The sequence below is a fragment of the Bacillus sp. FSL H8-0516 genome (genome assembly GCF_038635285.1).
GTDB lineage: Bacteria > Bacillota > Bacilli > Bacillales > Bacillaceae > Bacillus > Bacillus safensis.
Genome location: NZ_CP152051.1, coordinates 1,204,935 through 1,222,998, shown reverse-complemented (window position 1 = coordinate 1,222,998; position 18,064 = coordinate 1,204,935). Strand labels below are relative to the sequence as shown.

The following is an 18,064-nucleotide window of genomic DNA, read 5'->3' as shown; positions in this document are numbered from 1 at the left end:
TTTTCATTAACGTAATAATTGAAGTACGTTTTGCGGCTGTTGGTTTGCTTGAGCTAACATTGCTTGAGATGCTTGAGAAAGAATGTTGTTCTTTGTGAACTCACTCATTTCTTTCGCCATGTCAACGTCACGAATACGAGACTCAGCAGCTGTTAAGTTTTCAGCAGAAGCACCAAGGTTATTGATTGTGTGCTCTAAACGGTTTTGGACTGCACCAAGAGCTGAACGCTGTTTAGATACAGCGCCGATTGCTGCGTCGATTTTTGCTACTTCGGTGTCAAAGTTAAAGCCTTCTTCATTAACTACAATATCTTTTACAGTTAAAGTTTCTGCATCCATTTTGCCAATCTGTACGTTGATATTTTGCTCAATGTTTGCACCAATTTGAAATTGGAATCCTTCCTCAACGCTACCATCCAACAGATTCTTTCCGTTAAATGCTGTACGCTGAGAAATACCATCAATTTCATCCACCAAAGCAGTGAGTTCTTCTTGAATAGCTGTTAAATCTTCTGTTTGTTGAGTACCAACGTTACCCGCTTGAACTGTCAATTCACGCATACGTTGAAGAATCGCATGTGTTTCAGTTAATGCACCCTCAGCTGTTTGAATAAGAGAAATACCATCTTGTGCGTTTTTAGACGCCATTTCTAATCCGCGGATTTGTCCACGCATTTTCTCAGAGATGGCAAGACCTGCTGCGTCATCTCCTGCACGGTTGATTCGAAGACCAGAAGAAAGCTTTTCCATGTTCTTTTGCCCTGCTCCATTGTTTGCAGACAAACGGTTTAATGTGTTAAGTGCTGCGATATTGTGGTTAATTCTCATGTTAAATGACCTCCGTGTGTTTGAACCAATTGGACGTCCTTATCCAAAAGTTCTAAATTAGAATTTTTTTGTAAGCCTTACAATCCATTTATCGAACTTTAATGGAATATGTTTAACAAAAAAGGAATAAATAAGGATAAAGTCTCATTCACTATGATCGTTTCGCTAGAGTATGCCAAATTTAAAGGTCATTTTTCATGATTTATAATAGGGGGTTAAGAATCATAAGACTGGAGAAAACGCGAAGAAAAAAGCATAAAAAAAGCCCCATAAAGGGGCCTGTCATTAACGTAGTAATTGAAGTACGTTTTGTGGCTGTTGGTTCGCTTGTGCAAGCATTGCTTGAGACGCTTGAGAAAGAATGTTGTTCTTTGTGAACTCACTCATTTCTTTCGCCATGTCAACGTCACGGATACGAGACTCAGCCGCTGTTAAGTTTTCAGAAGATGCACCAAGGTTGTTGATTGTGTGCTCTAGACGGTTTTGGACCGCACCAAGTTTAGCACGTTGAGATGAAACTTGGTTGATAGCTGAATCAACAATTTTTAGTTGAGTGTCAAATCCAACATCTGTTGCATCTGCTGCATTAGTTGCAAAGGCTGTTACATCTAAATCTTTAATTGATTGGTTTGCAACGATACCACCAGTTCCATTATCAACACCTAATGCATCTGCACCCATATCTTGGATGTTCACTTTGATTTGTTGGGTTGCATTAGCTCCAATTTGGAAAACTAAAGATGGGTCAGTATTTACTGGTGGGGTAGAAGCTTTAAAAGCACCATTTAAAAGTTTTTTACCATTGAATTCTGTGCGATCAGAAATACCATCAATTTCTTCAATTAAAGCATCCATTTCGTCTTTAATTGCCGTTAAGTCTTCACCTTGCTGTGTACCAGTGTTTCCAGCTTGAACGACAAGCTCACGAACACGTTGAAGGATTGAGTGAGTTTCAGTCAATGCACCTTCAGCTGTTTGGATAAGAGAGATACCGTCTTGTGCGTTTTTAGATGCCATTTCTAAACCGCGGATTTGTCCACGCATTTTCTCAGAGATTGCTAGACCTGCTGCGTCATCTCCTGCACGGTTGATTTTAAGACCAGAAGAAAGTTTCTCCATGTTCTTTTGGCTTGCACCGTTGTTTGCAGACAAACGGTTTAATGTGTTAAGTGCTGCGATATTGTGGTTAATTCTCATTTCCTATTACCTCCATGTATTTGGGACCTGACAGACGTCCTTGTCTAAAAAAAGTCCTTTATTCTAGGGCTTATCAACCCTGACAATTAAAATATCGGTTTATTCCAAAGGATGTTTAGCTTAATTTAAGATTAATTTATTAATTTATCTGTCTAAATTCACAATTCTGTTTAATACCTTACTCCTAAATTTTATTAAAAAATTAAATGTTATCCATATTTTTTAATTAATAAATACAAAAAAGCCCCATAAAGGGGCCCGTTATTAACGTAGTAATTGAAGTACGTTTTGTGGCTGTTGGTTCGCTTGTGCAAGCATTGCTTGAGACGCTTGAGAAAGAATGTTGTTCTTCGTGAACTCACTCATTTCTTTCGCCATGTCAACGTCACGGATACGAGACTCAGCAGCTGTTAAGTTTTCACCAGAAGCACCAAGGTTGTTGATTGTGTGCTCTAGACGGTTTTGGACTGCACCAAGCTTAGCACGTTGAGCAGATACTTGGTTGATTGCAGAATCAACAATATTTAATTGCTCATCAAAACCGCCCGCAGCAGTAGCAGCTACATCTGCAAATTTAGTCACATCAATGTCTTTAACACTTTGACCAGCAACAATTACTCCAGCATTTTTTGCACCAATTGCATCCGCACCCATATCTTCGATATTAACATCAATTTGTTGAGTTGCGTTAGCACCAATTTGGAAAGTCAAACTTTTAGTAGTTGCAGGATCACCAGTATCTTTAAATGTACCATCCAACAATTTTTTACCGTTAAACTCTGTACGGTTTGAGATACCGTCTACTTCTTCTTGTAGAGCTTTAATCTCATCTTGGATTGATTGAAGGTCAGTACCTTTATCTTGTGTACCAGTGTTTCCAGCTTGTACGACTAGTTCACGAACACGTTGAAGGATTGAGTGAGTTTCAGTCAATGCACCTTCAGCTGTTTGGATAAGAGAGATACCGTCTTGTGCGTTTTTAGATGCCATTTCTAATCCGCGGATTTGTCCACGCATTTTTTCAGAGATGGCAAGACCTGCTGCGTCATCTCCTGCACGGTTAATTTTAAGACCAGAAGAAAGCTTCTCCATGTTCTTTTGGCTCGCACCGTTGTTTGCAGACAAACGGTTTAATGTGTTAAGTGCTGCGATATTGTGGTTAATTCTCATTTCCTATTACCTCCATGTATGTGGGACCTGACAGACGTCCTTGTCTGAAAAAAGTCCTTTATTCTAGGGCTTATCAACCCTGACAATTCTATTATCGGATGTGTTTATAGGATGTTTAGCAGATTTTTTAAAAAATACCGCTTTTTTTCATGACGTTGATCCTAATTTTAACAATTTTATCAAAATAAAAGCTGCTGATCTATTATCAGCAGCTTTACAATTTATGAATATCAGTATTGTTTGATATCAAACATTAAGATATTTTGGTACACGACGTAATCCTTCTTACTTGTGAAAGGTCCTTTATTATGTTCATCATTGATTTCATAGAAATTCATCCCAATTCCAAAACTTCTTTCTTTATACCAGTTAAAAAAATCGTTGATTTCTTTCATTGAAAGCAAATAATCCTTTTGAAGCCCATTTATCATCGTAATTGAAAGTATACCTTTTGTTGCTTCTTCACCAGGTTTTGTTCCGTCTTGATCCTTTGGTTCTTCGGTTGTGCCGTCACCTGGCTTTGTTCCGTCTTGATCTTTTGGTTCTTCGGTTGTGCCGTCACCTGGCTTCGTTCCGTCCTGATCTTTCGGTTCTTCAGTTGTGCCGTCACCTGGCTTTGTCCCGTCCTGATCTTTTGGTTCTTCGGTTGTGCCATCATCTGGCTTTGTCCCGTCTTGATCTTTCGGTTCTTCGCTTGTTCCATCACCTGGTTTTGTTTCATCCTGATCCTTAGACACTTTTTGAAGATCTTTTAATGAAATTGAGATTACAGATTTAAAATTGTTTTTGACAGAATAACTACCAATTGATTCAGCATAATCTCTTCCACCAATAACATATAATTGATCATCAGCAATAACTGCCACAGATCCAACTCTACCTTCAGGGATTTCATATAAAGAATCTTGGACTTGACTAGTTTGTGGATCAAATATCTGGACTTGTTTTAATAATTTACTCGATCTATCTCCAATTCTCTGACCACCAATCATAAATAATTTATGATTGTATGTCGCATATGCAGCTTCATAAGCAAAAGAATTTAATTGAATATCCTTTAAGCGTTGCCACTTCCCTAGCGTCATATCATATTCTAAAATATCTTTATCATTCGTTCGGCTAACATTAGCCTCACCACCAGCAATGTATAACTTTCCATTTATCTCTGCAATACTTCTCCCTTGACGAGAAGTTAATTGAGAATTATCTAAGCTTTCCCACTCTCCACTTACCGTATCATAGGAGTAAAAATTTACTTGAGAGCTTGATAAAGATGCCACTATAAAAATTTTTTCTCCAACTGTAACTGCTCTTAAGGAACCATTTATATAGGATGTATATATAAATTTCTCAGGCATCTGAATCGGTTCTTCTGTCCATTGATCTAGTTCCGTATCATAAACATCGATGGTTTTGTGAACTGTTTTAGTTGTATCAGTAAGACCGCCAATAACATAGATTTTTTTACCTACTGTTGCGTAGGCAGCTCCTGTTCTTAATCTAGGCATACTTGCTTTTTCTGACCACAAATCAGTTTTAGGATCATACATATATGTCGAATTGTTGAATTTAGACTGCTGACTTGCTCCACCGAATACATATATTTTCCCCTCAACTACTCCTACACTTGCTCCGATACGCTCTTCCGGTAAGTCCGCTCGCTTCGTCCACCCATTTGTTTCAGCAGCATGAGCTTTTAACGGATGAATTGTGACCATCATAAAAATGGTCAAAAGCACTAAGAATAAACCTTTTTTCATTATTTCATTCCTCCAAATCTTAAATATCCCTCCTTTTATCGACATATTTGTAATAAAATTTAATTTTTATCATTGTACACCAGAACAAATATCCTCAAATTGCACCTGTTATTTACCCTCACACATACATCACCGGCGTTGATATTTTAATAATCTTTCCGCCTCGACGGTAAAATCTTGGGACGCGGCGGCTTAAGGTGGCGATGACTTCGTAGTTGATCGTATTGAGCATTTCGGCGATTTCATCGACAGAAATTTCTCCGCCCTTTTGACGGCCGTAAATAACAACTTCTTCGCCTTGCTTTGCTTTCATTTCTCCTAAACTGATCATCGTCATATCCATGGTGACGCGGCCAGCAATCGGCATTCGTTTTCCACGGAAAAGCATAAATCCTCGATTGGATAATGCTCGTGAGTACCCATCTGCATAACCGATTGGTATGGTTGCTATTACTTCATCAGGTTTTGCTACATAGGTTGCCCCATAGCTGACGGTCCTTGGCTTTGTCACCATTTCCTTCACGAATGCAATCCTTGCTTTTAAACTGAGAGCGGGCTCCAGCTTAACAGCGTCTAAACTCTCAATGTATTGCGAAGGGTACAGTCCATATAATCCGATGCCGAGCCGAATCATATCTGCGCTAAATTCAGGAAATGCGATGGCAGCCGCTGTATTGTTCATATGTACTGTCGGCAGTGTAATGCCTTGTTTTTTTAAGAAACGAAGAAAATCAATAAAAATGCTGTGCTGCAGCAGTGTGAAATCAGGGTCAGGCTCATCCGCAGTGGAGAAATGCGTAAATATTCCATCCCACCTCAGGTTTTCACTCTTTTCAAGCGCCTCCACCACCTCTAACAGCTCTTCCTTTGTCCGTACACCTAATCGTCCCATCCCTGTGTCAACATTGACATGAATCCCAAGGCGATGCTGACTTTCTTCTTCCTCTAAGATCTCATTTGCTTGAACAATCCAGTCTTCTCGAAGGCCGGATAGGTCAATTCTCCAGGCTGCAGCCCTTTTCACACAGTCGAGCGGGGTAAATCCAAGGACCAGAATCGGTGCTTCAATTTTTGCTCTCCGCAATACAATGCCTTCTTCCAAGCTGGCAACCGCAAGCTCTGTCGCACCGCTTTCTAGTGCCTGCCTCGCTACTTCAACTGAACCGTGTCCATAAGCATTCGCCTTTACGACAGCCATGATCTTGCTTTTCCTTGGAATATGCGCTTGAATGGCTTCGATATTTCTTTTAATCGCGTCAAGATTGACCTCGATCCAGACTTCCCTGCAAAGCTTTTGCATGTATGTTTCCTCCAGTCATTTCGATATCAATGTTCGTTTTCGTGTCTAGTCTATCTTTATTCATTTTTGAGAAAAACATTCAACCGCAATGATTGAACCAGCTTTTGTCTTGATGGACATAAAAAAGAAACCACCTCAAATGGTGATTTCTTCTTTATGGGACAGTCATTTATTAAACCGCAGATTTCATCATTGAATCAATTTCATGATAAATCTCCTTCAGATTTTCTCGTTCAGTCAAATATTCGGCGTCACTCTTACGAACAGGCACATCAAAAGCCAGAAAGGTGAGCGTGATCGTTGATGATTCCTGATCATTCATAGTTAATCTCAATTCAAGTGTCGAGATCTCTTCATTATTATCACTCTCAACAGATTGTTCAATCGGCACACCATCTTCTAACATGTCAACTTGTTTCAACTCTTTCATGGAAAGCTCAGTAACATCAAACCTGAATTTTCGAGATGAGCTGCCAGGTTGATGTGTAATAAAGCGCATGACCTTTCGCACATCATCAATCGCAAAGCCTTTATCCACATTTTGCGAAAAGATGTATGTTGAAGCCTGAAAACCGTCTTCTTGAAAAAGCATCATCATTTTATCTAATAATATGTTTGGATCATTCTTTTCTTTTTGTCTTTGCAATCTACCAGCTATGAATAAAATGACCATTCCCCCGATGATGCTGAGAGCCGTCCCCAACCCATTCCCTACATCTACGAAAACAGTAAAGCCTAAAATAGCAACAATATAAGCGATTACAATACCTATGATAAATACCACACCGAGCTCCTCCTGTCATGAATCTTCATTGTTATATTGGTTTAGCCATAGTATATCTGGATTTTGATTGAAAAAAAATCTACTATAGACTAAACAGATACTACATTCATTTCACTTTTTAAATAGAAAGGATTTTTATGATGAACCTCTACACGACAGACGAAATCATTGATGCTCTTTTTAAAGCATGGTCTTCTCAATCTAGTTCAAAATGGAGTAAAGACAACCCGGCAAACGGACAATGTGGCGTCACTTCTTTAGTCGTACATGATCTTTTAGGCGGAAAAATAAACAAAACTGCATTACCCAATGGATGGCATTTTTACAACGTAGTGAATGGAACAAGAATCGACTTTACTTCTTCACAATTCTCTGAGGAAATCGTTTATATGGATGTACCTTCAAATCGAGAAGAAGCATTTCAAGATACGAATGAGGATCAGTATCGTTATTTAAAGGAGCGAGTCGTAGAATATTTAAACATATATTATCATGAAAACAGACCATAAGAGGTCTGTTTTCATTGCAGTTCGATAAAGTGTTTAAAAGATAGGTAGTAAGAACTCACACACGCCTTCTTCTTCTCTATATCGCTCTATGATAGGTTCCTGACGCATGTTCAATTGATTGTTTTGGATCATTTGGGGCAATTGTCTCCAGAACAAATTCACTTTTTCGGTTGTATGTGTCACTGTAAACACAGCATACGTTCCCCCTTCAAAATGACCAGTCTGAACCATTTGATCTTTTGAGAAATCTCTATTTGTCATAAGCATGAGATCGTATCTGCATCTTTCTGATGTTATTTTCTCAGGATCATCTTGAAGAACACCATATATACCATATTCCTTTAATTCATCATTTAAATGATGTTGCTTGATCCATTTTTTAAATCTCTTCATCATCTCAAAATTCTCTTTGCTGCCATATGATCCTATATTTCTCATATACACCATTTTCATATTCGTTAACATTTCAATTTTGTCATTCATGATTTCCCTCCAATTTTTATTGGAAGACTGGCCAATCATTCCTTACAACCAACGGTAACATCCTTTAAAATATAATGCAGTAGGATATTAAAAATAATTGAATGTATGATGGAAAATACATATTTTTTCAAGATTTGAATCTTTAAAATAAAAAAGAACGGACAACGGCCGCTCACTTTCTATTACGATTCATTTTTTTGAGGCTTAGCACATTGAAAACTAAAAAAGCCATTGAAAAGGCTTTTTTAGTTTAAGCAAAATAACCGATACTAGATGTATGTCCTCTTTGGGCTTCATTATGGATATCGTTTGACGAAACATAGCTAAAAGCACCTAACACACTGACAATTATAAATACGGTTGCTACTGACTTAAATTTCATAAAGACAGTCTCCCCTTTTAATTTGGTGTTGGAAATATAGAATCTTCTCATAAAATTCGTTTGAGCGTTCTATATCTCCTGCTTTATTATAATGCTTCGCTGCATCTTTCGCTAAATCTTCAAGATTTGCAAAAAAAGACTTTGATTCCAAATAAGCCATTGACTCTGTTATACGATTCACATTGTTATCTATATATAGTGATTTCAACATAATGAATGTATTTATAAAAATATCATCCTTTAATTTTTCAGCTAATTCAAACCCATAGTTTAATGCATATAAACCTAAATCACTCTGATCATTTTTAAAGTATGATTTTGTCAACATGACCAGCGGATCAAGAATTTTGTTTAAATGCTCATAACCTTGTTCTTTAAACGAATGAATAGATTCATTAAAATATTTAATTGCCATTGAAAGGTCGTTATGATGAAAATAACTCAACCCTAAATTATAGAGTGCTGATCCTTTTAATCGTTTTGTTGAGTTGTCGGCGGCTTTTTCTAGTGCGTGTTGAAAATGGGGTATTGCTTTTTCGGGGCAGCCCATATCTATATAGTTCAATCCGATTACAAAAGAACATTGTATTTCTCTTACAGTGTATGTATCTTTTTCTCGATAACATTCTATCGCCTGTGCGATATGGTGCATGGACATGTGGGTTTGTTTCATGTGGTAATAGATTTCAGCCATCTTGTAATTGAACTCGGCCCGTTCAATATCGTCACTGACAAGAGACAGCTTTTTTTCTGCCCGTTTATAGAAGGTAATCGCATTTAGGTATTCATAGTTTTCAAATTCATACATGCCGTAGAAAAAATTGAAGTAATACTCGAGTAATCCTGTTAATTTCTCTTGGTCCCTTTTGATCTTCATTGCGAGCTCCTTGAAGTTGGCCCGCTCTTTCCCATTTTCTAAAGGATTCAAGTAATCAAGCATTAATTTATGTCTGAACTCCATGAGTGAGAAATACAATAATAAATCTTGATTTTCTTCCATATGATCAAGCATTGATTTGATTTCCTCTTTATATGCTTCGGCGTCCGGTACGTTAAATCTTTGAATATGATAATACCATTCATTGATTTTCAAACCGACGTGAGAAGAAAGCACTTTCTCCATCAGCCCCTACCCCTTCCTCTATTTTCCCTATAATGACATATATTATCATTTTATGAACCATTCGACACCGAAAAGAAACCGCAAAAAAGCCCTATAAAGGGCCCTGTGAATGATAAGATAAAAAGACTTCTATTCATAAATAAGCACCCAGTATTCCGCCCCAGGTTCTCCTTCTTCTACAACAGCCTTCCACCCTCTTTTTTGATAAAAAGATAAAGCTTTGTGATTTTCGGAGACGCATTTGAGGGTGACCGGTGTTCCCAAAACTTTTATCGCTTGTTTGAGCAGCAGATCGCCTGCCCCTTGGCCCGCAGTTTCTGGATGTACAAACAAGAGGTGAATAAAACGATCTGGTACATATAGAGAAATGAAGCCGAGGATTTTATTGTTCTCCTCAGCTAAGAAAATTTGCTCTTCCTGCGTATCTTGATCAAAATCTTGCAGATTGAGTTCTTCTGGATTGAGCCAGTGAAAGCTCTGGCGTCGGGATTCTAAATAGATTTGTCTTAATTCTGGATAATCTTCTATGCTTGCTTCTCTAATCAACATCGCAACATCCCCTATGTTTTTATTTGAATGTTAATTCTCCTCTAGAACGCGTTTTGCCTGCATTATCCCTGCCAGTAACAATTGATCACTGAAATGCGAATCATTGACAGCACGTGCAAGAGCGATTGTACCAATCATGCTGCTTACTAGTGCGTAACTCTTAGAGAGATCTATGTTTCCTGCATCAGCTATAAACATCATAAATCGTTTCAATTCATCTGTATAGGCTTTTTGTACCTCATGCGATAATTGAGAAATCTCCCCTGCGAGCGCAGGCAGTATACAACCGACCTCCGTCTGATCGCGGTGAACAGAACTTAAATAGAATTCAATGATCGTCTGAATTCGAGGCTGGTCTGCTTTCTTGTCTGCAACACTTTGCAGCAGCTTGATCGTATCATTAATAGCAAAATGAAAAGTCTCTATGACCAACTGATCCTTGTTCTTAAAGTGAGCATAAAACCCTCCATGAGTTAGACCTGCCCCTTTCATAATAAATGGCAAACTAATATTACGAATGCCATTTGTTCGAAATGCTCGTGCAGCACTTGCAATGATTTGCTCTCTCACTTTTGACTTATGACCTTTCGGATAAGGCATTTTCTCACTCCCCTCCTTCACTTTAACTCTTTCTAAGTGTATTTATCAAAATATTATATTCATCATATTATCATGTGTCAATTGACTGGAAACCATCTTTCCTCACTCAAATGGAATTGACTTCTCCAAAATATGATGACTATAATATATTATGAACATCATATTTTAAAAGCGGAGGTGCAAGAAATGATTCATTTAGAAACAGTAGATACATTAGTAATTGGATCAGGTCCGGGAGGCTACGTGGCTGCATTACGTTCAGCTCATCTCGGCATGAAGACAGCGATTGTAGAGCGTGATCAGTTAGGTGGAGTATGCACCCATGTAGGCTGTATCCCTTCTAAGGCGCTAATAGCAGAAGCAGAGCGGTTCAAACTCCGCACACAATGGGGTGGTTTTCAAGAAGGCGGCTCTTTCAAGGAAGCTCAAGCGTTCAAAAAAGCTGTTGTGGAAAAACAAGCGGGAGGCGTCCAATTTTTGTTAAAGTCAGCGGGAGTTACCATACTGGAAGGCGAGGCCAGCTTGATCGATCAGCATACAGCGGTCATTCAACATTCTGCAAAAGGTGAGAAGCGAATCAACTTCAAACACCTTATACTAGCAACCGGCTCCCGTCCAATTGAAATTAAATCACTCCCTTTCGGAGGTCGTATATTGTCTTCAACTGAAGCACTCTCCCTTCCCGAGACCCCTAAAAGCCTTGTCGTAGTTGGGGGCGGGTATATTGGTGTTGAACTAGGGCAGATGTTTGCAAGATTTGGAACAAAAGTCACCATCTTGGAAGGTGGCAATCAAGTATTGCCTGGCTTTGAAAGTGAACTTGTCTCGCCTGTCGTTCGTCAATTGAAAGAAGATAACATCACGCTGATTACAGGAGCAAACGTCACAGATGCCGAGCAGCATATGAGCGGAATTGATCTTCATTATGAGAAACAGAAAGAAAGCTACACGGTGAAAGCGGAATATGCCCTAATTACTGTCGGAAGAAAACCGAATACAGATGGAACATTAGGTCTTGATTCTATCGGGTTGTCTATTCCCCCTCACGGACGTATTGAAATTGATGAACAATGCAGAACATCCATCCCGCACATATATGCGATTGGTGATATCACCGAGGGTCCTGCTCTGGCTCATAAAGCTTCCTATGAAGCGAAGGTTGCAGCAGAGGCAATCGCTGGTAAACCTTCTATTATAGATTATAAAGCGATCCCACTTGTTGTTTTTTCAAGTCCAGAATTGGCGAGTGTTGGACTAAGCGAAACAGATTGCAAGCAACAATCCATTCCGACTGTCATTGGGAAAGCAATGTTCTCCATTAATGGCCGAGCGCTTGCATTAAAAGAACCAGAAGGTTTTGTGAAGATTGTAGCCCATGCTGAATCTGGTCTTATTCTAGGGGCACAAATCGTAGGTGCTGAAGCATCTACTCTTATATCAGAACTAGCACTCTCTATAGAAATTGGCGCTACAGCAGAAGATTTAGCAATGACGATTCATCCTCACCCAACATTAGGTGAAATGATCATGGAAGCTGCAGAAATGGCCACCCGTAAAGTTGAAAAATATCTTGCACGATAAATGGTTCAGGTGCAGCTTCTAAAAAAATAATCGCCATAGCCTATTTATTTAGGAATAGGCTATGGCGATTTCCATTGTGCAATTATATAAAAGAGCCGATCAATTGATCTTTAATTGGATCCCACTTCGCGTTTTTTACCGAGATTCATGGATAACTGAACGCCAATCATCAGCATGACGATGACAAGCATTGCCACAATGGAAGCATAAAAATGTCCGCTTAGATCGAAAACCAAACCTATGAAAAACGGACCGAATCCACCCACGATGTACCCGCCCATCTGCGACATCGCGGACCAGGTCCCAGCTTCCTCCGGAGTACTCGTCTCCATAATCGGGAGCATAAGCGCTAAAGGAAATAATCCACCTGCACCCATACCTAGGAAAATGACGGCTGGCAAGATCGGCATTGGCAGAAGAAGAATGATAAGCCCAATGAGTTCAGACAGACTGCATAAGATGAGAAATAATTTCGGTTTTCCTAATCGAGTAACGACCGCTGGAACGAGTAGTGCCACCGGTATCTGAATGAGTGTAAATATGGTCAGAAGCATGGCAGCATATTGCGGACTGTTTCCAAAGCTAAGAGCAATCGGTGAAATCCATGCCGTCAAAGAATAAAACATACTGGACATAAAGCCAAAGAACAAGGTGAATTGAATGGCCTTTTTATTTCTCAGCGGCAATTTTAACGGCAAGGTTACAAGGTCACTCTGCTCATATCTGCGAGCTAAACCTACCCATAGAATAAGGGCAATCACCCCTAGAATAGCCCAGCAGGACAATGCAAATGGAAGATGATGCTGACTGCGCAGATAAATCGGAATGGTGAAGCCGGAAGCGAGCGCTGCACCTATTGTCATCGAAATTGAATACACACTGACGATACCAGGATTTCTCGGGAAATATTTTTTAATAAAACTAGACAATAAAGGACCCGCAAAGCTAATCCCTATCCCTCCTGCAAACGCAGTCATGAGAAGGATAGCAACCGATTGGCTTGTACCACGCAGTGCGGTGGCAATCGTGATAAGCAGAATTGAGAAAAACAGCGTTCTTTCTAAACCAAAACGCCGGCTGAGTATCGTCGCAACAGGAGCAAATACCCCCATACAAAGTACAGGCAAAGTGGTCAAAAGACTTGCTGTCAGTGCGTTTACGCCAAGCTCCGATTGGATCATGCTCATCATGGAAGCTACGGAAGTAATGATCGGACGTAAGTTTAATGCCGCTAAAAATAAAGCGGCTAAATAATATATTTTTTTCATCAATACCCTTCTTTCTCTCTCATCTTGTTAAGGTTACTTTGAGTATAAATCTGCTGCATTCATTGATCAATACAATAAATCGTATTATGATGATAGGAAAAGACTATCGTTTATGAAAGGAGGACAAATGGATACCCGGCATATTACCTATTTTATGGCTGTATATCATCATTTGCATTTTACAAAGGCTGCTGAGCAGCTAGGCATATCACAGCCTACACTTAGCCAGCAAATTCGACTGCTTGAAGCAGAAGTTGGGATGCCGCTCTTTGATCGAATCGGCAAAAAAGTCGTGGCCACCGAAGCTGGTTCGCTTCTTTATCAATATGGCATGAAAATGCTTCAAGCTGAAAGAGATGCAAAAAATGCGATGAAAGAACTATTATCAGAAAAACGAGGAACCGTTCGTCTCGCAGTACTCCCATCCGATCTTGATTTTCAGCTGGTTCCACTTTTTGTAGAATTTAAAACCCTTTATCCCGAAACCAATCTGAAGGCATATTCAAATATCTTCGTTCGTGAAGAAGTCCTTTCACATAAAGTAGACCTCGCCATCGGACTGCGAGGGCCTGCGGATAAGCGTCTCGTTCAAATTCCACTTGGAAGTGAGCCTTACGAATTATTTGTTCATTCAGAAAGTGATTTGGCTCAAAAAAGTGAAGTGACATTAAAAGAGCTGGCTCAGCATGCGTTGGTCATGTATCCGAAGGGATATCTTGGAAGAGATTTAGTAGATGACGTATGTAAAGAACAGGGTGTTGAACTGGACACTGCCATGGAGGTTGGGTCTGCATCTTCGCTATTGCAGCTGGTTGAAGCGGGAATCGGCGCAACCATTCAGCCAAGAGGATTACTAAAACAACATTCGACGTGGCCCAATATTGTTTCGATTCCTATTGCTGAGCCAGCACCTGTCCGTCACTTGGAATTAATTTATTATGCAGATCGATTTGTCAGCAAAGCACAACAGCAGCTATCTGAATGGCTGATAGACTTTTTCAAATCAAGAACAAATTAAAAAGTGAGGTTAACACATGAAGAATGCAAACAGCATATTTACAAGAACAAACCGAGTTGTTATTCGCCAATTCGATAGACAGGATATTGAAGCATTTTATCAATACCGAGCAAATCCCACAATTGCAAAATTTCAATCCTGGGAAAACTACACATACGAAGATGCTGAAACATTTGTTCAACATCAAATGACACAAAAACCTAATCAACCGGGGACGTGGTTTCAATACGCTATTGCCTTATCTGACTCCAATCAGCTGATAGGAGATTGCGCCATTCATACGCTTGACAGTGAGCCAAGAATTGTTGAAATAGGTTTTACACTCGCGCCTGAATACCAAGGAATGGGCTATATTCATGAAGCTCTGAGTGCAATTTTCGAATATATTTTTATAACACTAAACAAACATAAAATCATTGCCTTTACCGATGTGCGCAACGAAAAATCCATTCGAGTGCTGGAACGTTTAGACATGAGACGCGAAGGACATTTGCTGCAAAATTATATGTCTAAGGGACATTGGGTTGATGAATATCAATATGCCATGCTTCAATCTGAGTGGGCCGCTAAGCGTCATTAAACATTTATTTCCTATTCAAAATTCCTAAATAAGCGCTCCATGGACCCACATCGGCTCGATATCGTTCCGCCATGACCCGAACAATCTGGGACATATGTGTGAAGTCATGGACAACCCACGCAGAAAGTAATTCGCTCACTTGCACGACCCCAAACTCCGGATGAACGCCCTTTTTCTCTAAATCAAGGCCTGAATGTGTCATACGCTGAATGTATGCCACATTCTCCATCCGCACATGATGAAACTCAGAAAGTGCTTGTTCTATCTGTCTTTCAGATTGGTTCAAATGGGAGTAGCGGTCAAACGCAGGAAATGGTGTATTCTCTCCATCAGCAAGAATCACATTTAATCGAGGAATCCAATTGAATTTCTCTGCTTCAATCAAATGTTCAATGACTTCAACTGGATTCCACGTTCCCTCCCCTTCCCGGCTGTGAAGCCAATCCTTCGATAAACCCGACAAAAGACTTTCTAACGTGTGAGGAGTTCGACTCAACATATCCAAAGCTTCATTTAAATTGAAATTCATGTGGTTGCTCCTTTATCCATTTTCTTTATTCTAATGGATTTTGGATAGATTGTAACTCATACCTCAAGACAGATAAAGGTGCTTATGCCTTTTATTTTCTTTGACTATGGATCATTTGATCGATCAACTCAAACATTTTTTTCATGAATTAGATTAAAAAAAGCCCTTTTCAGGGGCTTTTTTTGGATTCGTTCTGATTGATTAGCTCTCGTTTGCCAACATGTACGCTGCAGTTTCATGCATATCTTTCAATCCTGATCTCTGTGCGTACTCGGCCACAGTGATCGCACTTGTCGTCAGAAGTTCTATTATATGTTCATCCATTCCTGGCCAAGTTCTCCCGCCTGCTTTTTCATACGCATGGATAAGTTTTGTTAACCCTTCTTTCCCAAAGAGAAGCTGATGCGACAAAAAGTCTACAGATACATCACCAATCCCCACTTCAGACCAATCAATCACACCCGTCACACATTGATTTTCATCAATCAGAATGTGGCCAGGATGCAAATCTCCATGCTTCACTCCCACGAAAGGCGGCCATAAAGAATCTTTAGCTAGCCAATCTTGCCAGCGCTCCCATAAATCGCTGTTAATGGTGTATTGCGATTTGACACGTTCCATTCGCTGTTTCATTGATCCTCTTAATTCATGAGCACTGAGCATCTCCACACCGATTGTTTTAAAAGGCTGTTGATCTAAGGAATGTACATTCGCTAGAACTCTTCCTAATGATTCGTAATAGGCGTGCGGTACATTCGTTTGGTCAAAACTCCACACATACGATTGCTTCTCCACATCAATACTAGCCGCCGGTACCCCCTCTAATTGTTTATAAGCAATCAGACTTTCTGTAAAGATAGACCACTGAGGGACCTGAAATTGAACCTGCTTACTCATATGATCTAATGTCTTTTTTTCTTGTAAAGTATGTTTCATTGATTCAGGTCTGCGAGGCACTCTTAATATCCATTGATCACCATGAAAATCTTTGACATGTGCGACACGGAAATCAACACCTGATTCATTTATTTTGACGGTATTCTCTGAAATATCTAATCCGTGATGATTGGCTAACTGCTTTAATTCTAGTCTATTCATATTCATTCCTCCAATTGCTCATTTAATCATGATCAATAGGCATCATTAATATCATCACAAAAAACCACAAAAGGCTACTTTATGTGGTCAGAGTAAACAAAGCTAGACTTATGCCTTTCTTTGTATTATAAAAACATACAAAAAAGACAGAACAATTATCTGCCTGTCTTCTAGTGAAATTGCATACTTTCCCGCTGAAGATCATTAAAAATGTGCAGACTACCCCGTTTACTCCGTTTGATGAAAACAGAGCCTTTGAACATATAAAATTACTGATTGTTCAAAGTTTGCTGGCGTAATCTTCCTGCATGCATCATCTTTAACCATCCTCCTCTTTGTCATATAAAAGCTACTATACTTTATTTAAATATGACTTTCAATAAGATTACAAAAAGAAACCCTTTTTCAGGGGCTTTTATTCTTTCACTATCTTTTTTTCACTGGATGAATGTCTTCTCCCAAAAAAGCGGTATTAGGCTCACCACTATTTTCTAGAAACTCCGCTATTTCTTTCAGCTCTTGATTGATACGGTCATTCCTTGGCATATCCGGGTTTAACAGAAGGATGGAGTGAATCGTTGTCGCTGCTTCATTCAAAACATGTTGATCTTTTATCGGTTGGATGCATTGTTTCATACGGTCGAAAAACCATTCAATCTCTTCAATTTCTTCCATCGGATAATGTGCCATTTTAAAAAGATTTTGCTGACGAAGGTCTTGTCTCTCAAAAATTTGTTCAAGCTCTTCTTTACTGACATACAAATCCGAGGATTCCTCATCAATCTCTACTACCTCGACCATCACATCTTCAGCTGTATATAACTGCTCAATAAAATCATCGAAAGTATCCGCCAGCTTAAAATCGACTCCCATTTCTAAATCAAAATAGTGAATAGGCGGGTGTCCATTCGTTTCTCGATAATCCATTGCGATCCATGTATCTTCCTCTCCGCTGATGATCACAAGTCCCTCCGGCAGCTCCAATTCATCACTTAACTGGGAACTATTCATGATGCCATCATCTTTGGCGATTCCTCTTAGATGGTCAAATTGAACATGATCCTCAGCCCATGAATTCGGTTGTTCCGTTGGAAACGCATTACGAACTGTAAAGCCACCATTCCATTCTAAGATGAGCTTTTTATATGTATCAGGTAAAGCGACACCAAGTCTTCCCTCTGCTTCACGAATTTTTTCCTCATCTATCTTTTCTAACGTGAAAGGACTCGCTTCTTCTTTCTCCCAAAAAGGTTTCAAAGTGGATGCCTCCCTATATCTATTGAGATAAGTATAACATTGACCAAC

The 18,064-nt window shown here is 39.4% G+C and carries 18 protein-coding genes; 4 read left to right on the top strand and 14 right to left on the bottom strand.

Annotated elements, in window-relative coordinates; translation table 11 throughout:
• Nucleotides 1-6 precede the first annotated feature (6 nt).
• From hag (MHB67_RS05965) to MHB67_RS05940, 6 genes are all read right to left on the bottom strand, one after another.
• Complete coding sequence (gene hag, locus MHB67_RS05965) at nt 7-828, bottom strand: flagellin Hag (RefSeq protein WP_025093449.1); 822 nt, start codon at nt 826-828, stop codon at nt 7-9.
• A gap of 285 nt (nt 829-1,113) precedes the next feature.
• Nucleotides 1,114-2,025 carry a flagellin Hag gene (gene hag, locus MHB67_RS05960; protein WP_133743921.1) on the bottom strand — a complete coding sequence of 304 codons (912 nt, stop codon included), beginning with the start codon at nt 2,023-2,025 and terminating at the stop codon, nt 1,114-1,116.
• A 264-nt stretch (nt 2,026-2,289) separates the two neighbouring features.
• Nucleotides 2,290-3,195: a flagellin Hag gene (hag, locus tag MHB67_RS05955; RefSeq protein ID WP_081124282.1), complete on the bottom strand. Its 906-nt coding sequence runs from the start codon at nt 3,193-3,195 to the stop codon at nt 2,290-2,292.
• A 230-nt stretch (nt 3,196-3,425) separates the two neighbouring features.
• Nucleotides 3,426-4,955 (bottom strand): kelch repeat-containing protein, encoded by a 1,530-nt coding sequence (locus MHB67_RS05950; RefSeq protein WP_073204834.1) that lies wholly within the window; start codon nt 4,953-4,955, stop codon nt 3,426-3,428.
• A gap of 118 nt (nt 4,956-5,073) precedes the next feature.
• Entirely contained in the window at nt 5,074-6,255 is a 1,182-nt protein-coding gene (alr, locus tag MHB67_RS05945) for an alanine racemase (RefSeq protein WP_073204833.1), read from the bottom strand.
• 172 nt (nt 6,256-6,427) lie between these two features.
• Entirely contained in the window at nt 6,428-7,039 is a 612-nt protein-coding gene (locus tag MHB67_RS05940; protein ID WP_073204831.1) for a hypothetical protein, read from the bottom strand.
• 140 nt (nt 7,040-7,179) lie between these two features.
• Between MHB67_RS05940 and MHB67_RS05935 the strand changes: the two genes are divergently transcribed.
• On the top strand, nt 7,180-7,548 hold the full coding sequence (locus MHB67_RS05935; RefSeq protein WP_133743922.1) for a hypothetical protein: 369 nt from the start codon (nt 7,180-7,182) through the stop codon (nt 7,546-7,548).
• 33 nt (nt 7,549-7,581) lie between these two features.
• On the opposite strand, the gene MHB67_RS05930 is transcribed toward MHB67_RS05935, so the two are convergent.
• From MHB67_RS05930 to MHB67_RS05915, 4 genes are all read right to left on the bottom strand, one after another.
• Entirely contained in the window at nt 7,582-8,031 is a 450-nt protein-coding gene (locus tag MHB67_RS05930) for a GyrI-like domain-containing protein (protein ID WP_133743923.1), read from the bottom strand.
• Nucleotides 8,032-8,402: 371 nt separating this feature from the next.
• Entirely contained in the window at nt 8,403-9,536 is a 1,134-nt protein-coding gene (locus tag MHB67_RS05925; protein ID WP_099663169.1) for a Rap family tetratricopeptide repeat protein, read from the bottom strand.
• Nucleotides 9,537-9,665: 129 nt separating this feature from the next.
• Nucleotides 9,666-10,085, bottom strand: coding sequence for a GNAT family N-acetyltransferase (locus MHB67_RS05920; protein WP_133743924.1), 420 nt, complete (start codon nt 10,083-10,085; stop codon nt 9,666-9,668).
• Nucleotides 10,086-10,115: 30 nt separating this feature from the next.
• Nucleotides 10,116-10,685, bottom strand: coding sequence for a TetR/AcrR family transcriptional regulator (locus MHB67_RS05915; protein ID WP_133743925.1), 570 nt, complete (start codon nt 10,683-10,685; stop codon nt 10,116-10,118).
• A gap of 186 nt (nt 10,686-10,871) precedes the next feature.
• Between MHB67_RS05915 and lpdA the strand changes: the two genes are divergently transcribed.
• Complete coding sequence (gene lpdA / locus MHB67_RS05910; protein ID WP_133743926.1) at nt 10,872-12,266, top strand: dihydrolipoyl dehydrogenase; 1,395 nt, start codon at nt 10,872-10,874, stop codon at nt 12,264-12,266.
• A gap of 110 nt (nt 12,267-12,376) precedes the next feature.
• Here lpdA and MHB67_RS05905 read toward each other — a convergent pair whose 3' ends face one another.
• Entirely contained in the window at nt 12,377-13,534 is a 1,158-nt protein-coding gene (locus MHB67_RS05905) for an MFS transporter (RefSeq protein WP_133743927.1), read from the bottom strand.
• Nucleotides 13,535-13,646: 112 nt separating this feature from the next.
• On the opposite strand from MHB67_RS05905, the gene MHB67_RS05900 reads away from it, so the two are divergent.
• Together MHB67_RS05900 and MHB67_RS05895 are read left to right on the top strand one after the other, a co-directional pair.
• Nucleotides 13,647-14,552 carry a LysR family transcriptional regulator gene (locus MHB67_RS05900; protein ID WP_103132071.1) on the top strand — a complete coding sequence of 302 codons (906 nt, stop codon included), beginning with the start codon at nt 13,647-13,649 and terminating at the stop codon, nt 14,550-14,552.
• Nucleotides 14,553-14,568: 16 nt separating this feature from the next.
• Nucleotides 14,569-15,132 carry a GNAT family protein gene (locus MHB67_RS05895; RefSeq protein WP_103132072.1) on the top strand — a complete coding sequence of 188 codons (564 nt, stop codon included), beginning with the start codon at nt 14,569-14,571 and terminating at the stop codon, nt 15,130-15,132.
• Nucleotides 15,133-15,136: 4 nt separating this feature from the next.
• On the opposite strand, the gene MHB67_RS05890 is transcribed toward MHB67_RS05895, so the two are convergent.
• The 3 genes from MHB67_RS05890 to MHB67_RS05880 form a co-directional block, all read right to left on the bottom strand.
• Complete coding sequence (locus MHB67_RS05890) at nt 15,137-15,661, bottom strand: DinB family protein (protein ID WP_103132073.1); 525 nt, start codon at nt 15,659-15,661, stop codon at nt 15,137-15,139.
• Nucleotides 15,662-15,862: 201 nt separating this feature from the next.
• The gene (locus MHB67_RS05885) at nt 15,863-16,759 is read right to left on the bottom strand and encodes a macrolide 2'-phosphotransferase (RefSeq protein ID WP_103132074.1); all 897 of its coding nucleotides are present in this window, start codon (nt 16,757-16,759) and stop codon (nt 15,863-15,865) included.
• Between the two features lie 426 nt (nt 16,760-17,185).
• A complete protein-coding gene (locus MHB67_RS05880) occupies nt 17,186-18,016 on the bottom strand; it encodes an SMI1/KNR4 family protein (protein ID WP_103132075.1) in 831 nt (276 codons plus the stop codon).
• Nucleotides 18,017-18,064 lie beyond the last annotated feature (48 nt).

Bases quoted from the DNA above. Each gene is read 5' to 3' on its own strand.
- MHB67_RS05915 (WP_133743925.1), bottom strand. From the start codon at position 10,685: ATGCCTTATCCGAAAGGTCATAAGTCAAAAGTGAGAGAGCAAATCATT.
- MHB67_RS05890 (WP_103132073.1), bottom strand. From the start codon at position 15,661: ATGAATTTCAATTTAAATGAAGCTTTGGATATGTTGAGTCGAACTCCT.
- MHB67_RS05930 (WP_133743923.1), bottom strand. From the start codon at position 8,031: ATGAATGACAAAATTGAAATGTTAACGAATATGAAAATGGTGTATATG.
- hag (WP_081124282.1), bottom strand. From the start codon at position 3,195: ATGAGAATTAACCACAATATCGCAGCACTTAACACATTAAACCGTTTG.
- MHB67_RS05900 (WP_103132071.1), top strand. From the start codon at position 13,647: ATGAAAGGAGGACAAATGGATACCCGGCATATTACCTATTTTATGGCT.
- hag (WP_133743921.1), bottom strand. From the start codon at position 2,025: ATGAGAATTAACCACAATATCGCAGCACTTAACACATTAAACCGTTTG.
- MHB67_RS05905 (WP_133743927.1), bottom strand. From the start codon at position 13,534: ATGAAAAAAATATATTATTTAGCCGCTTTATTTTTAGCGGCATTAAAC.
- lpdA (WP_133743926.1), top strand. From the start codon at position 10,872: ATGATTCATTTAGAAACAGTAGATACATTAGTAATTGGATCAGGTCCG.
- MHB67_RS05920 (WP_133743924.1), bottom strand. From the start codon at position 10,085: ATGTTGATTAGAGAAGCAAGCATAGAAGATTATCCAGAATTAAGACAA.
- MHB67_RS05885 (WP_103132074.1), bottom strand. From the start codon at position 16,759: ATGAATAGACTAGAATTAAAGCAGTTAGCCAATCATCACGGATTAGAT.
- MHB67_RS05935 (WP_133743922.1), top strand. From the start codon at position 7,180: ATGAACCTCTACACGACAGACGAAATCATTGATGCTCTTTTTAAAGCA.
- MHB67_RS05950 (WP_073204834.1), bottom strand. From the start codon at position 4,955: ATGAAAAAAGGTTTATTCTTAGTGCTTTTGACCATTTTTATGATGGTC.
- MHB67_RS05895 (WP_103132072.1), top strand. From the start codon at position 14,569: ATGAAGAATGCAAACAGCATATTTACAAGAACAAACCGAGTTGTTATT.
- MHB67_RS05925 (WP_099663169.1), bottom strand. From the start codon at position 9,536: ATGGAGAAAGTGCTTTCTTCTCACGTCGGTTTGAAAATCAATGAATGG.
- hag (WP_025093449.1), bottom strand. From the start codon at position 828: ATGAGAATTAACCACAATATCGCAGCACTTAACACATTAAACCGTTTG.
- alr (WP_073204833.1), bottom strand. From the start codon at position 6,255: ATGCAAAAGCTTTGCAGGGAAGTCTGGATCGAGGTCAATCTTGACGCG.